Origin of the sequence: Actinomadura madurae (assembly GCF_047130825.1) — a bacterium.
In the GTDB taxonomy this organism is placed as follows: Bacteria; Actinomycetota; Actinomycetes; order Streptosporangiales; family Streptosporangiaceae; genus Spirillospora; species Spirillospora madurae.
This window is the reverse complement of record NZ_CP083237.1, coordinates 9,224,039-9,238,412: the sequence shown is the minus strand read 5'-3', so window position 1 is coordinate 9,238,412 and position 14,374 is coordinate 9,224,039. Positions and strand designations below refer to the sequence as shown.

14 protein-coding genes are annotated in these 14,374 nt (G+C 73.7%); 6 read left to right on the top strand and 8 right to left on the bottom strand.

What is annotated here, in order from left to right:
- Nucleotides 1-9: 9 nt before the first annotated feature.
- On the bottom strand, nt 10-390 hold the full coding sequence (locus K8Z49_RS43270; protein ID WP_220126896.1) for a winged helix-turn-helix transcriptional regulator: 381 nt from the start codon (nt 388-390) through the stop codon (nt 10-12).
- A gap of 122 nt (nt 391-512) precedes the next feature.
- On the opposite strand from K8Z49_RS43270, the gene K8Z49_RS43265 reads away from it, so the two are divergent.
- The gene (locus K8Z49_RS43265; RefSeq protein ID WP_412516872.1) at nt 513-1,361 is read left to right on the top strand and encodes an NAD(P)H-binding protein; all 849 of its coding nucleotides are present in this window, start codon (nt 513-515) and stop codon (nt 1,359-1,361) included.
- Between the two features lies 1 nt (nt 1,362).
- Here K8Z49_RS43265 and K8Z49_RS43260 read toward each other — a convergent pair whose 3' ends face one another.
- Nucleotides 1,363-2,409, bottom strand: a complete 1,047-nt coding sequence (locus K8Z49_RS43260; protein WP_412516871.1) for a sensor histidine kinase — start codon at nt 2,407-2,409, stop codon at nt 1,363-1,365.
- A 237-nt stretch (nt 2,410-2,646) separates the two neighbouring features.
- Between K8Z49_RS43260 and K8Z49_RS43255 the strand changes: the two genes are divergently transcribed.
- Nucleotides 2,647-3,030, top strand: coding sequence for a hypothetical protein (locus tag K8Z49_RS43255; protein WP_412516870.1), 384 nt, complete (start codon nt 2,647-2,649; stop codon nt 3,028-3,030).
- 9 nt (nt 3,031-3,039) lie between these two features.
- On the opposite strand, the gene K8Z49_RS43250 is transcribed toward K8Z49_RS43255, so the two are convergent.
- From K8Z49_RS43250 to K8Z49_RS43235, 4 genes are all read right to left on the bottom strand, one after another.
- A complete protein-coding gene (locus K8Z49_RS43250; RefSeq protein ID WP_021599366.1) occupies nt 3,040-4,257 on the bottom strand; it encodes an ABC transporter substrate-binding protein in 1,218 nt (405 codons plus the stop codon).
- A 466-nt stretch (nt 4,258-4,723) separates the two neighbouring features.
- On the bottom strand, nt 4,724-5,089 hold the full coding sequence (locus K8Z49_RS43245) for a hypothetical protein (protein ID WP_021599367.1): 366 nt from the start codon (nt 5,087-5,089) through the stop codon (nt 4,724-4,726).
- Nucleotides 5,090-5,311: 222 nt separating this feature from the next.
- Complete coding sequence (locus K8Z49_RS43240) at nt 5,312-6,811, bottom strand: CoA-acylating methylmalonate-semialdehyde dehydrogenase (RefSeq protein ID WP_021599368.1); 1,500 nt, start codon at nt 6,809-6,811, stop codon at nt 5,312-5,314.
- Nucleotides 6,808-8,112 (bottom strand): aspartate aminotransferase family protein, encoded by a 1,305-nt coding sequence (locus K8Z49_RS43235; RefSeq protein WP_075019657.1) that lies wholly within the window; start codon nt 8,110-8,112, stop codon nt 6,808-6,810. The genes K8Z49_RS43240 and K8Z49_RS43235 overlap by 4 nt, the downstream gene beginning before the upstream one ends.
- 145 nt (nt 8,113-8,257) lie before the next feature.
- Between K8Z49_RS43235 and K8Z49_RS43230 the strand changes: the two genes are divergently transcribed.
- Nucleotides 8,258-9,874, top strand: coding sequence for a PucR family transcriptional regulator (locus tag K8Z49_RS43230; RefSeq protein ID WP_024936592.1), 1,617 nt, complete (start codon nt 8,258-8,260; stop codon nt 9,872-9,874).
- A 61-nt stretch (nt 9,875-9,935) separates the two neighbouring features.
- On the top strand, nt 9,936-10,730 hold the full coding sequence (locus K8Z49_RS43225) for an alpha/beta fold hydrolase (protein WP_024936593.1): 795 nt from the start codon (nt 9,936-9,938) through the stop codon (nt 10,728-10,730).
- On the opposite strand, the gene K8Z49_RS43220 is transcribed toward K8Z49_RS43225, so the two are convergent.
- Nucleotides 10,693-11,691 (bottom strand): hypothetical protein, encoded by a 999-nt coding sequence (locus tag K8Z49_RS43220; protein WP_024936594.1) that lies wholly within the window; start codon nt 11,689-11,691, stop codon nt 10,693-10,695. The genes K8Z49_RS43225 and K8Z49_RS43220 overlap by 38 nt on opposite strands.
- Nucleotides 11,692-11,809: 118 nt before the next feature.
- On the opposite strand from K8Z49_RS43220, the gene K8Z49_RS43215 reads away from it, so the two are divergent.
- Together K8Z49_RS43215 and K8Z49_RS43210 are read left to right on the top strand one after the other, a co-directional pair.
- Complete coding sequence (locus tag K8Z49_RS43215; protein ID WP_075019655.1) at nt 11,810-12,940, top strand: carboxylate-amine ligase; 1,131 nt, start codon at nt 11,810-11,812, stop codon at nt 12,938-12,940.
- Between the two features lie 17 nt (nt 12,941-12,957).
- Nucleotides 12,958-13,593, top strand: a complete 636-nt coding sequence (locus K8Z49_RS43210; RefSeq protein WP_111833564.1) for a class I SAM-dependent methyltransferase — start codon at nt 12,958-12,960, stop codon at nt 13,591-13,593.
- 216 nt (nt 13,594-13,809) lie between these two features.
- Here the strand turns inward: K8Z49_RS43210 and K8Z49_RS43205 are convergent, their stop codons facing one another.
- The gene (locus K8Z49_RS43205) at nt 13,810-14,295 is read right to left on the bottom strand and encodes a helix-turn-helix transcriptional regulator (RefSeq protein WP_075019653.1); all 486 of its coding nucleotides are present in this window, start codon (nt 14,293-14,295) and stop codon (nt 13,810-13,812) included.
- Between the last annotated feature and the right edge of the window lie 79 nt (nt 14,296-14,374).

Sequence of the window (14,374 nt, the reverse complement as noted above, 5' to 3'; positions counted from 1 at the left end):
TCGGCCCGCTCAGCTCCCGGTGGCGTCGTAGGCGCGCCGCGCCCGCTCCACCTTCTCCAGGTTCTCCGCGGACCACTCGGCGAGCGAGGCGAACAGCGGCGCCAGGCTGCGCCCCAGCTCGCTGATCTCGTACTCGACGCGCGGCGGCACCTCGGGGTGGTAGGTGCGGCCGACGAGGCCGTCGCGCTCCATCTGCCGGAGCCGCTGCGTCAGCACCTTCGGCGTGATGGAGCCGATGCGGCGCTGCAGCTCGACGAACCGCTGCCGGCCGTACTCGTGCAGCGTCCACAGGATCGGGGTCGTCCACCGGCTGAACACGATGTCGACCACAGGGGCGATCGGGCAGGCGTGCTCGGCGTCGAACTCCTCCGCGTTCCACACGGTCCCCACGGCGCCCTCCCGGGTAGTCACTATCTTCTAGGTACCTACTATATCGAGGATGCTAGCTTCGCCGGGTCGCACCGCGACAGCGCCGCCGCGGCGGCGTCAGCGCAGCTCATACGGAGTGACTCATGATCGTTGTCACGGGTGCCACGGGAAATGTCGGACGGCCGCTCGTCCGGGCGCTGGCCGGGGCGGGCGAGGACGTGACGGCCGTGTCCCGGCACGTCCCGGACGATCTGCCGGACGGCGTCCGCCACCGCGCGGCCGACCTCGCCGACCTCGAAACCCTCCGGCCCGCCCTGGACGGGGCGGACGCCCTCTTCCTCCTCATCGCCGGGCCGCTGCTCGGCTCCCCTGCCGGCCCCGGCCCGCGCGACGTCCTCGACGTGGTGAAGGCCTCCGGCGTCGCGAACGTCGTGCTGCTGTCGTCCCAGGGGGCGGGGACGCGCCCGGAGTCGCCCGCCCACGCGCGGCTGAGGGCGTTCGAGGAGGCCGTCCGGGAGTCGGGGCTCGACTGGACGATCCTGCGGCCGGGCGGCTTCGCCAGCAACGCGTACGCGTGGGCGGAGCCCGTCCGCGCGCACCGGTCGGCCGCCGCGCCGTTCGCCGGCGTCGCGCTGCCGTTCGTCGACCCGGCCGACATCGCCGAGGTCGCGGCCGCGGTGCTGCGGGAGGGCGGGCACGCCGGCCGCGTCTACGAGCTCACGGGCCCGGCGCCGGTCACGCCGCGGGACCGCGCGCGGATCATCGGCGAGGCGCTGGGCGAGCCGGTGGCGTTCACCGAGCAGACACGAGAGGAGGCGAGGGCCCGGATGCTGGAGTTCATGCCCGCGCCGGTCGTCGACGGCACCCTGGACATCCTCGGCGAGCCCACCGAAGCCGAGCGGCGGGTCAGCCCGGACGTGCAGCGGGTCCTCGGCCGCCCGGCGCGGTCGTTCGCGCAGTGGGCGGCCGGCGCCGTCGCCGCGTTCCGCTGAGTCACCGGGCGAGCGGGAGCCGAAGGACGAGGCGGGCGCCGTAGGTGCCGTCGGCGACGTACAGGCTCCCGCCGTGGCCGATCGCGATCTGCCGGGCGATCGGGAGCCCGAGGCCGCTGCCGCCCTTGTCGCGGCTGCGCGCCGTGTCCAGCCGGGCGAAGCGCTCGAAGACGCGGTCGCGTTCGGCGTGCGGGATGCCGGGGCCGTCGTCGTGCACCTCGACGACGGCGTCCCCGCCTTCCGCGCGCGCCTCGACCTCGATCCGCCCGTCCGCGTAGCGCTCGGCGTTGGCGAGCAGGTTGATGACGACGCGGCCGAGGCGCAGCCGGTTGCCCACCACCATGAGCCCCGGTTCCACCTTGACGGCCGTCGGGACGGCGGAGCAGCGCCGGGCGACCTCCGACTCCACCAGCGCGCCGAGGTCGATGCGCTCGCGGACGGGGACGTCGCCGGCGTCGAGGCGGGCGAGCACGAGGAGGTCGTCCACGATGTGGTGCAGGCGTTCGATGTCGGCGAGCGAGGACCGCAGCGTCTCGGCGACGTCCCCGTCCTCGGGGGCGGCGAGGGCCAGCTCGATGCGGGTCCGCAGGCCGGTGATCGGCGTGCGGAGCTCGTGCGAGGCGTCGGAGATGAACGCGCGCCGCTGGGCGGCCGCGCCGTCCAGCCGGCCGAGCAGGTGGTTGACCTGGCCGGCCAGCCGCTCGGCGTCGTCGCCCGTGGCCGGGACGCCGACCCGCTCGCCGAGGCCGGCCTCGTCGAGGTCCTGCAGTTCCCGGCAGAGCCGGCGTACCGGTTCGAGCAGCCCGCGGGCCAGGCGGGCGACGCCCCGGCCGGCGAGGCCCGCGGCGGCCGCGGCCAGCACCGCCATGACCGCCGCGAGGACTCCGGGGCGGCCGACGTCGGCCAGCAGGGCCAGCGCCACGGCCGCCAGGGCCACCACGGCCACCAGCAGGGAGCCGAGTGCGGTGACCGCGAGCGTCACGCGCGCCCGTACGGGGCGGGGCCTGTGCGGCCGGAGGCGCCGGAGACCGACGTTCCAGGCCGACATGTCTCCTTTGTACGCAACTGCCGACCAACGGACGGCAAAGATCCCGGCCCATGACCGCATAGCCCTGGTCCGCGATCCCCGCCCGCGGGGCTCCGGCGGCGCATAGCTCAGCCGATCTTGGACGTCCCGGCGACACGGGATGCTTTGCCGCGCTTTTCACCTTCGGTAACGGTGACCACACCCTCCCCCGCCTATAAAGGAGTGACGTGAAGCCGACTCCCGCCGGGGGATGGAGACATGGGCCAGACAGGCGAGCCGATCGTCGACCAGGGCGGGCTCAGCAGAGCCCAGCGCCTGGGCGACGCGTGCGTCGTCTGCCGCAAGAGCTGGCCCCGGCCGCGCGTCCGCGTCGGCCGCCTGCCGGACTCGTCCGGGGTGTTCGCGTGCGACGACTGCGCACCCGCCCCGCCGGTATCCCGCGCACGCCGGGGCCCCAGGGAGCAGCTCACGGGCGCCGGGCGGCCGGTCGGGGAGCCGCCGCCCGCGCGGACGGCGGCGCCCGCCGCCGTCATGGAGGTCTCTCCAAGGAGAAGGGTGACCCGGGCGTTCGGGGGGAAGTCCGGGACCACCCCGCAGGCGCGTCCGGCTGGGGGCGGCCGGACGCGCCGGAGAGACCCCTAGGGGCCGCCGTCAGCCCTTCGTCCGCGTCGCCGTGAGCCAGGTGCGGGTCCACTCGGCATAGTCCGTGCAGCTCGCCTTCTCGTCCTCGTCCTTCTTCCCGCCGCACGCCTTCGACGGCGCGTGCGCGAAGATGATCTTGTCGAGGTAGGCGCGGTCGCCCACGTGGTAGGCGGCGCAGAACCCGGATCTGAGGCGATCGCCCGAGCACGCCTGCGGGTTGGCGGGCGCCACCCCGGTCCACTCGGCGACCTGCTGCTGGACGTCCGGCGAGGCCGTCCACTGGAGCCACTGGTACATGCAGTTGGGGTGCTGGGCGCGGGCGCCGATCATCCACGCGTCCATCCACCCGGTCGCGCCCTCCGACGGGATGACGCCCTGGACGGGACGGGACGCGCGGTTCAGCACGTCCACGTGGTAGGGCCACGCCTGGCCGAGGACGGCCCGCCCCCCGGCGAACGCGCTGACGGCCTCGGCCGGCAGCTCCCAGTACTCCCCGACGTACGGGCGCTGCTCGGCCAGCACGCGCCCGGCGGCGGCGAGCTGCGCCGGCGTCAGCGAGTACGGGTCGCGGATCTTCAGCTTGCGCCGCTCGCCCTTGAGGTAGAGGGCCGCCTCGGCGATGGCGAGCGGGCTGTCCCGCATGATCAGCCTGCCGGAGTACCGGCGGGCCTGGGCGGGGTCGAACAGCGCGGCCCAGCTCGCCGGCGGCGGCACGGTCCGGGTGTCGTAGGTGAGCAGGTTGGTGCCCCACACGTACGGGATGCCGTAGTGCTTGCCGCCGCGGTCCAGCAGCTTGCGGAGCTTCGGCTCCAGCTTCTTGTAGCCGTCCACGAGGTCGGGGTTGACCGGGACGACCTGGTTCTCCTCGATCAGCCGGCCGGCGACCTCGGGCGGCGCCGCGACGCCGTCGTAGCGGCGGTCGGGGTCGCGCATGAGGGCGGCCATCTCCTCGGGCGTCTGGACGGTCTTCAGCCCGACCTTGCAGCCGGTGCGCTTCTGGAACGGGGTGGCCCAGTCGACGCGCGGGTCGGTGGTGCCGCTCTCGACGGACCCGGGCAGCGCGACCAGGTTGAGCATCCCCTCGCCCGGCCCGAGGGTGCCGGCCACCTTGGCGACCCCGGCCGGCCTCTCCTCGTCCCCGCTGCAGGAGACGAGCCCCGCGGCGAGCGCCGTGGCCGCCACCAGGGCCCCTGCCGTCCAGACCCGCGCCGTGGCCGTCAGCCGCATCTCGCTCCCGATCCGTGCCAGGGCCCTCCCCCTTCGCGAACGGGCCCGTCGGCGCAGCGTAGCGTCTCCGGGGCCGCGGGGCGGCGCGCACCCGGCACCGGGCGGGGCCCGCGCCCGTCCGGCCGCCATTCCGTCCGTTCCGGAGGCCGCCGGCGAATTTATCGCCGGTGGGGCACGGCTTTTCCCGCCGACTTCGAGTCGTACGACCGGGAATTACCGGTGATCGCGACTCGCGAGTTCAGCCGAAACTTTCCCGGAGGTAAGAACTCCATAGCCATTGCCGTACCGTTTACTGGCGCATTTCGGCCGGCCGTTCAACGGAGAAACCGCCGGGGCCCCGGGAGACGGCGGGTGCTGGCGTCCGCGCCATACACGGAGGTTGCTGGAGAGGGATATGGCGCGGGCTGCCGTCCTGCCCGGGACCGCGGCGGCACCGGCGGGCGTGGCGAGGTTGGGGAACAGCGGATCACCGTGCGGTGCTGCCTGGCCACGCGATCACCGGTACCCGGCCGAACGGCGACGGTGTGACGCCCTCGAGACGGAGGAGGTTCGAGGGACGCCGCACGTCCTGCCGGGTGTCGCGGGACGGCCGCGGAGGGCCGTCGGGGGATGCCGGCACACCGGCCGGCGGCCGCCTGGGAGCGGCGTGCTTGACCACCTCGATCCGTGCGATGAGCCGCTGCGGGGTGTCGGCCTCCAGGAAGTCGCCGACGTCGCGGTCCTTGGGCGGCAGCGCCCACCAGTGGCCGGTGCACAGGCCGAACCAGATGGTCCAGCCCGGGAATCGCCTTGCGAGGGCGTCCACCTCTGCGGCGTGGTCGCCTGCGGTCATAGCGCGGCTCTCCTGCACGTTCCGGCCCCACGTGGCCCTGCGGCCCCTGGACTCCGTGTTTCTGACTGCCAACCCTGACTTTTGAATTCATCCCAATTAATTGAGACAGTCAGATTGTGTCGCCGGACACAGACCCCGTCAATGGGTGTAGCCATTATTCGTCCGCGCACGGCGGACGAAAATCAACGACGAAAAACGCCGGAGGTAGGAAACTCCCGTACCTCAGCCGCCGGCGGGAAATCCCAGCTCAACGCCCCGGTGGCTGGGATCGGCCCAGCGCGCGGTGACGGCCTTGGTCCGCGTGTAGAAGTGGACGCCCTCCATCCCGTGGGCGTGACTGTCGCCGAACAGTGAGTCCTTCCAGCCGCCGAAGGAGTAGTAGGCCATCGGGACCGGGATGGGCACGTTGACGCCGACCATGCCGACCTCCACCTCGTTCTGGAAGCGGCGCGCCGCCCCGCCGTCGTTGGTGAAGATCGCCGTTCCGTTGCCGTACGGGTTGGCGGAGATCAGCTCCATGGCGGCGTCGTAGGAGCCGGCCCGCGCGACCGACAGCACCGGCCCGAAGATCTCGTCCTTGTAGGCGTCCATGTCCGGGGTGACGTGGTCGAGGACGGCCGGGCCGAGCCAGAAGCCGTCTCCCGCGCCGCCGAGCACGTCCGGGTCGCGCCCGTCGACGGCGAGGGTGGCGCCCTGCGCGACGGCGCCGTCCAGGTACGAGGCGACCTTGTCGCGGTGCGCCCGGGTCACCAGCGGCCCCATCTCCGCCTCGGGATGGTCGCCGGGGCCGATCCGGAGCCGGGCGACCCGCTCGCGGATCTTCGCCGTCAGCTCGTCCCCGACCGGGTCCACGGCCACGACGACGGAGATCGCCATGCACCGCTCCCCCGCCGACCCGAACCCGGCGGACACGGCGGCGTCCGCGGCGAGGTCGAGGTCGGCGTCCGGCAGCACGAGCATGTGGTTCTTGGCGCCGCCGAGCGCCTGCACCCGCTTGCCGTTCGCCGCCGCCGTCGCGTAGATGTACCGCGCGATGGGGGTGGAGCCGACGAAGCTGACCGCCTTGACGTCCGGATGGTGCAGCAGCCCGTCCACCGCGGCCTTGTCCCCGTGCAGGACGTTGAACACGCCGTCCGGCAGCCCCGCCTCGGCCCACAGCTCGGCGAGCCGCACCGACGCCGAGGGGTCCTTCTCCGACGGCTTGAGCACGAAGGTGTTCCCGCACGCGATCGCCACGGGGAACATCCACATCGGCACCATCGCCGGGAAGTTGAACGGGGTGATCCCGGCGGCCACGCCGAGCGGCTGCAGGATGGAGTAGGCGTCGACGCGCGACGAGACGTTCTCGGAGAAGCCGCCCTTGAGCAGGTGCGGGATGCCGCAGGCGAACTCGACGACCTCCAGGCCGCGCGACACCTCGCCCGCCGCGTCGGAGACCACCTTGCCGTGCTCGGAGGAGATGAGCCGCGCCAGCTCGTCGCGGTGCCGGGCGACCAGCTCGCGGAACGCGAACAGCACCTTCGTGCGCTGCGAGAGCGAGGTGTCCCGCCAGCCGGGGAACGCCTCCTTCGCGGCTGCGACGGCCGCGTCGACCTCCGGCCGCCCGGCGAGGTCGACCGCCCCGGCGAGGCGTCCGGTGGCGGGCTCGTAGATGTCGCCCTGCCGGCCGGGCTCCCCGTCGAAGGGCTTCCCGCCGATCCAGTGTGCGACGCGGTGGCTCATACGGACTCCTCCGGAAGTGCTTCGAGGGACGCGATCAGGATGCCGAGGCCTTCGGCGGCCTCGTCGTCGGTCAGGGTCATCGGCGGCGCCATGCGGACCACGTTGCCGTACAGGCCGCCCTTGCCGACCAGCAGCCCCCTCTCGCGGGCCGCCTCCATGAGGGCGGCGGCGAGCGGCGGGCTCGGCTCGCCGGTGCGCGGGTCGGCGAGCTCGACGGCGAACATCAGGCCCTTGCCCCGGACGTCCGCGACCACCGGGAACCGGCCGGCCGCCGCCGCCAGCCCGCCGATGATCGTCGCGCCCTGCCGCGCCGCGTTGGCCTGCAGATCGTGGTCGAGAATGTGGTCCAGCGTCGCGTTCGCCGCGGCCATCGAGACCGGGTTGCCGCCGAACGTGGAGATGCCGACCGCGTGCAGGCCGTCCATGAGGTCGCCGCGCGCGACGACGCCGCCGACCGCGAAGCCGTTCCCGAGGCCCTTGGCGAACGTCATCGCGTCCGGGGTCACGCCGTGGTCGTCGATCCCCCAGAAGCCCTGGCCCGTCCGCCCCCACCCGGTCTGCACCTCGTCGGAGACGAACAGGATCCCGTGCTCGTCCAGGACGCTCTTGTAGGCGGCGAACAGCCCGTCGGGCGGCATCGTGAAGCCGCCGACGCCCTGGATCGGCTCGGCGATCAGCGCGGCGACGTCGCCGCCGGTCGCGGTGGCGAGCACGTGCCGCAGGTCCTGCGTGCAGGCGTCGATGTACCGCTCGTCCGACATGCCCGCGAACTGCGGGAGGTGGCGGTCGGCGCCGTGCAGGAAGTGGACGTCCAGCGGGGAGAAGGACAGGTTCGTCCAGGCCCGGTTGCCGGTCACGCCCGTCGCGGCGAACGACCGGCCGTGGTAGCTCTGCCGCATCGCGAGGACCTGGTCGCTGCGCCGCGCGTACGCGGCGAGCAGCAGCGCCGCCTCGTTGGCCTCCGTTCCGGAGTTGACGAAGAACACCTTCGCGTCCGGGATGCCGGAGAGCCGGGCGATCTTCTCGGCCAGCTCCACCTGCCCGCGCAGCAGGTACGCGGTGGAGGTGTGCACGACGCCCGTCGCGATCTGCCGCTCCACCGCCTCCCGGACCTCGGGCACGTCGTAGCCGAGCATGTTGGTCAGGATGCCGGTGAAGAAGTCGAGGTAGACGTTGCCCTCGGCGTCGGTCACGCGGTTGCCCTTGCCGCCGACGATCTCGATGGGGTCCCGGTAGTTGAGCGCCATCCACGACGGCATGACCGCCCGGTGGCGCCGGAGCAGGTTCGCGTGTTCCGACATGGCACAAGTCTCGTTCGCGGGAGGGGCCGGAGGCCACCCGCAGAGTGTCAATACCGCGCCGCTCCGCTTGACGGTCTGCTCGCGGCTGACACCCTGTAACGACCTGATCATCGTCGTTGACACCCTGTCGGATACCATCGCGGTGATGCTGCCCACTGTCGACGACGTCCTCCAGCTCGACGCGGTCCGCCGCGGCCAGCCGCACGTCGTCGCGGGCGCCGACCGCACCGGCAACCGGGTCCGCTGGGTGCACGTCGCCGAGGTCACCGACATCGCCCACCTGCTGCACGGCGGCGAGCTGGTGCTCACGACCGGGATCGCGCTGCCGGACGAGCCGGAGCGGCTGCGCGCCTACATCGGCGACCTCGCCGAGGTCGGCGTCAGCGGCCTGATGATCGAGCTCGGCCGGCGCTACGCCAGCGTGCTGCCGCCCGCGCTGATCGCCGCCGCCGAGGAGTTCGGCCTCCCGGTGATCGTGCTGGCGCACGAGCCCGCGTTCGTCGACATCACCGAGTCGGTGCACGCCCGGATCGTGCAGGAGCAGTACGCGGAGCTGCGCGCCTCCGAGCAGCTGCACGAGATCTTCACCCAGCTGTCGGTCGAGGGCGCCTCCACCGACGAGGTGGTCCGGCAGGTCGCGGCGCTCGGCGGGCATCCCGTGGTGCTGGAGAACCTCGCCCACCAGGTCCTCGCCGCCGACGCCGGCGGCGCCGACCCCTCGGAGCTGCTGTCGGCGTGGGAGACGCGGTCCCGCGCCGTGCGGCCGGGCCGCCGCACCGGCTACGACGAGGCGTCCGGCTGGCTGGTCACCATGGTGGGCGCGCGCGGGGAGGACTGGGGCCGGCTCATCATCGACCTCGGCGCGCCGCCCTCGCCGCGGGAGACGGTCCTGGTCGAGCGGGCCGCGACCACGCTCGCCCTCGGCCGCCTCCTCGACCGGCACGCCGAGAGCGTCGAGCGCCAGGCGCACGGGACGATCATCGCCCGGATCCTCGCGCACGCCTACTCCGACCCGCAGGAGGCCGCCGCCCGCGCCCGCGCCCTCGGCGTCCCGCTGTCCGGCCGCCGGCTGCTCGGCGCGGTGCTGCGCCAGCGCGGCCCCGCCTCGGCCGCCCCGCGGGTCGGGGAGCTGTCCCAGCTCGCCGAGACCGCGGCGGCGGCCTGCAAGGACGCGCGGCTCGCCGCCCTCGTCGGGGTGCTGGACGAGGGCGGCCCGCACGCCCGCGTCGGCGTGCTGGCCTCCCTGCCGGCCCGCGCCGACGTGGAGACGGCCCTCGCCGAGGTCGCCACCCGGATCCGCGCGCAGTCCGGCGGCACGGTCATGGCCGCCGGGTCCGTCGTGGAGACGATCCGGGACGTCCGCCGCTCGTTCCTGGAGGCCGAGCAGGTCGCCGACGTCGCCGCCCGCGGCTCCGGCGCCCGCCTCTTCTACCGCCTGCCCGACCTGCGCCTTCGCGGCCTCCTGCACCTGCTCCGCGACGACGCCCGCGTCCAGACGTTCGTGGAGCGCGAGCTCGGCCCGCTCCTGGAGTACGACGCCGAGCGCGGCGGCGACCTGACCCGCATCCTGGAGCTCTATCTTGAATCGGGGCGTAACAAGGCGGTGGCCGCCCAGCGGGCGCACCTGTCCCGTCCCGCCTTCTACGAACGCCTCCGCCGGATCGAGCGCGTTCTGGACGCCGACCTGGACGATGTCGAGTCCTGCGTGTCCCTCCACGTCGCGCTGCTGGCTCTGTCGTCCGTTCGCTGGGAACGTTCCTGACATCCGGCCGTGACCGGTGAAGGCCGTCCGCGCGGGTTCTTCCGCGCATACGCTTTACCTCATGGCGGACTCGGCATTGCACGTTCATCGGTATGGGGATCCTGCCGGCGACCCCGTGGTCCTGCTGCACGGCGTCACAGGGCACGGGGCGCGCTGGCGCCGGACCGCCGAGCGGTACCTGGCGGACCGGTCCGTCCTGGCACCCGACCTGCGCGGGCACGGGCGGTCGACGCACGAGCCGCCGTGGACGGTCGAGCGGCACGTCGCCGACGTCCTCGGCCTGATGGACGCCGAGGGCGTCGAGCGCGCCGACCTCGTCGGCCACTCCTACGGCGGGATGATCGCGGTGCACCTGGCGCGGACCGCGCGGCGGCGGGTGCGGCGGCTCGTGCTGCTCGACCCGGCGATCGGCCTGGAGCCGGCGAAGGCCGCCGAGGAGGCGCGCGGCTACCTGGCGCCCGCGTCGTTCGGCGACGTCGCCGAGGCGCGGGCGTACCGGGCGGCGCGCTGGCCGAAGTCGCCGGACGACGCCGTGGACGAGGAGATCGCCGTCCACCTGGAGCACGGCGCGGACGGGCGGCTGCGGTGGCGGTTCGAGCCGGCCGCGGTGGTGACGGCGTACTCGGAGATGGCCCGCCCCCATCTGGCGCCGCCCGCGGACGTCCCGACGCACCTGGTCATCGCGGCCGAGGCCGACCTCGTCCGGCCCGAGTTCGTGGTGGACCTGCGCGCGGCGCTCGGGCCCGGCCTCGTCATCAGCGAGATCGAGGCCGGGCACATGCTCTACCTCGACCGGTTCGAGGAGACCGGATCGCTGCTCAGCGGCTGGCTGGACGGAGCAGGCGCCGCCCGGTGAACGGCGGCAGGGTCAGCGGCGTGTGCAGTCCGGGCGGGGCCCCGGCCACCGCCGGAACGGCGGCGGCCATGCGAAGCGCGGCCGAGTCGCCGGGACCGGCGAGATCGGCGCGCCAGGACGGCTCGCCGGCGATCTCGACGCGGTGGCCGCCGCCGGAGGCGGCCGCGGGCCAGTGCGGGGCCACGTCGGCGCGGGCCCGCGCGACCCGCTCCACGGTGATCACCGGGCGGCCGCCCAGCATGCCCGACACCTGGAGCCGCAGCCCCGCCTGGGCGCCCCGGGCGATCCGGCCGATGTCCTCGGGCGCCGTGCACAGCTCGTAGGTCTCGCGCACCTCGTCCAGGGGGACGGCCAGATGCTCGGCGAGGAGGCGGACCACCGGGCCCCACCGGCGCCGCGGGGTGCCGGGCCGCACGGCCGGCGGGCGGTGGCCGGCGGGTGCGCCGAAGCCGGCGGTCTCCGGGGCGTCCGGGCCGGTGAACGTGGTGATCGTGACGGCCTCGATGCGCAGGCAGGCGCCGCTGAGCAGCAGCGGGAGCACGTCCTCCACCGGGCCGGGGCCGAGCGTGAGGCAGGCGGCGCCGCCGGTGGCGCAGGCCGCGCGGACGCGCCGCACCAGGCCCCGGTCGGCGGACGGCGGATGGACGAGCGAGGGCACGGCGTCCGACACGACTCCGGCGCCCGCCTCCAGGAGGCGGCACAGTTCGCCCACCGCGTCCGTCCCGCCGGACTCCGTGTGGCAGATGACATGGGGGCGGCGGGCCAGGAGCTCCGCCGGGTCATCGGCGGCGAGGACGCCGAGGGGGCGTCCGGTTCCGGCCAGTTCGGCGGCGTCCGCGCCGGCGTGCCGGGGGTCGCCGGTGACGACGCCGGCGAGTTCGAGGTCCGGATGCTCGATCAGGGCTCTGAGCACCCGCATGCCGACGGTTCCGGTGCCCCACTGGCCGACAAGAAATGACATATCACCACTTTTCAACCAAGCGCTCGGTCAACGGCGGCGCGCATTGTAAGCACGCTCGTCCGGCCAGGACGAGACCCGTCCGGGACGTACATCCGTGCACCCCGGGAAGGACTCTCTTGTGACGTTTCGTACCGATCCGCGCACTTTCGGGGTGGAAGAGGAACTGCTGCTCGTCGACCCCGAGAACGGCGCGCCCCAGGCCGTCTCCGGGTCCGTCATCCGGTACGCCCGGCGCCACGACGAGCTGTTCCTGACCGGCGGGCGGCGGTCCAACCCGCTGGAGACCGAGTTGCAGCGCGAGCAGCTGGAGACGGCCACCCCCGTCTGCACCTCGCTCGGCGAGGTGTCCGAGCACGTCCGGTCGGCGCGGCTGGCCGCGGCCGAGTCCGCGGCGGGCGCGGGCGTCGCGGTGGCGGCGCTCGCGACCTCGCCGGTCAGCGTCCGCCCGTCGCTGACCCCGACGCACCGCTACCTGCGGATGGCCGACGCCTACGGGCCCACCGCCGACGAGCAGCTCACCTGCGGCTGCCACGTGCACGTCGGCGTCGAGTCCCCGGACGAGGGCGTCGCCGTCCTGGACCGCATCCGGCCGTGGCTGCCGCCGCTGCTGGCCCTCAGCGCCAACTCGCCGTTCTGGCAAGGCGCCGACACCGGCTACGACAGCTGGCGGCACCAGGTCTGGAGCCGGTGGCCGTCGAGCGGCCCGACCGAGCTCTTCGGCTCGGCGGAGGGGTACCGGGCGACGGTCGAGGCGCTGCTCGCGACCGGGGCGCTGGTCGACGAGGGCATGATCTACTTCGACGCCCGGCTGTCCCGGCGCTACCCCACCGTGGAGATCCGCGTCCCGGACGTGTGCCTGAGGGCCGACGACGCCGTGCTGGTGGCCGCGCTCGTCCGCGCCCTGGTCGACACGGCCGCTGCCGCCTGGCGGTCCGGCGAGCAGCCCGACCCGGTGCGCGCCGACCTGATGCGGCTGGCGATGTGGCGGGCCGGACGTTCAGGCCTGCGCGACGACCTCGTCCACCCGTGCACCCGCCGCGCCGCGCCCGCCCGCGAGGTCGTGGGCGCGCTGCTGGACCACCTGTCCCCCGCGCTCGACCGCTCGGGCGACCTCGGGACCGTGGCCGGGCTCCTGCGCGACGTGATCGAGCGCGGCAACGGCGCCCAGAGGCAGCGCGCCGACTTCACCCGCACCCACGACGTCACGGCCGTCGTCACGAGCGCCGTCGAGCAGACGATCGCCTTCTGATCAGAGACAATCCCCGGATGCTCCTCGACGACGCCGCCCTGGAACAGTCCGCGGTCGTGGCCAACTGCGCCATGAACCGCGAACGCCGTCTCGACGGCTACGCCCGCGAGCTGGGCATCGACATCACCGAGTTGGCCGGGGACCGATGGCTCGACCTGTGCTGCGGGACGGGCCGCGCCCTGGCCGACGCAGCGGCCGTCCTACCGGAAACGGAGATCGTGGGCGTAGACCTGGTAGACCACTTCGTCCCCGGAACAAACGCGCTCCGCCTGATCACCGCCTCGGTAACCACCTGGGAACCGGAGGCGCCCTTCGACCTGATCACCTGCGTCCACGGCCTGCACTACATCGGCGACAAGCTGGGCCTCCTCACCCGAGCCGCATCATGGCTGACGGGCGACGGCCTGCTGGTCGCGAACTTCGACACCGGAAGCGTTCGGCTGCCCAACGGAACCCCGGCCGGACGCCGCCTGACCACAGCCCTCCGCGAAGCGGGCTTCACCTACGACTCCCGAAGCCGCCGCATCTCGATGCGCGGCCACCGAAGGATCGGCCTGCCCTACCTCTACCTAGGCGCGGACGACCAAGCAGGCCCCAACTACACAGGCCAACCAGCCGTCCACTCCTTCTACAAACGTATGAACAACGCCTGATCCGGGACCACGAGATGTGGCCCCGGACCATCACGCACCTACCTCAGCCACCACCGCAACCACGCAACAACCTCAATGGTCGCGATCGCGTCCGAAGGCAGGTTCAAGCGAAGCGAGAACCTGATCGCGCAGCGAGCCGCTAGGCGAGTCGGATGCGATGCCAGCGATCGCCCGCATTTGTCGACGATGGAGGGCCGCCAGGCCCGAAGGAGGAGATCAATGCCATGGGAGGTACCTCTCTGCGCGGCGGGGGCGGGCGAGGAGGCCGGTGGACTCGACGGCGAGGACGCGGTCGAAGCGGAAGGCGCGGACGCCGCGCCGCATGCGGCACCAGCCGACGAGGTACCAGTGGTCGCGGTGGACGAGGCAGGTGACGGGCTCGACCTCGCGGATCGTGACGTTGGCGCCGGCGTCGCCGTAGCAGAGCCGGACGACGCGGTGCTCGGTGATGGCGGCGGCGATCACGCGGGCGCGGTCGGAGGTGGAGGCGTCCAGGGGCGCGGTGAGGGTGGCGAGCGTGGTGGTGACCACGTCGTCGTGGGGGGTGGCGTCGAGGAGGGTGTGCAGGGCGCGGCGCGCGGTGGTGGCCTGCGGGCCGGTGCCGAGGTGCGCGAGGGACAGCGCGAGGGCGGCGATCTCCGCCGCCGTGAGCGCGGCCGGCGCGGTGGGCGCGGTCTGGGGGTGCGTCGCAACGTTCGCCATGGTTCGATCATACGTTCGAACACTGACATTTTGGAGGTCGCGGCACCCTCCGGCCGAGTCGTGCGACGCACCGCGGGGC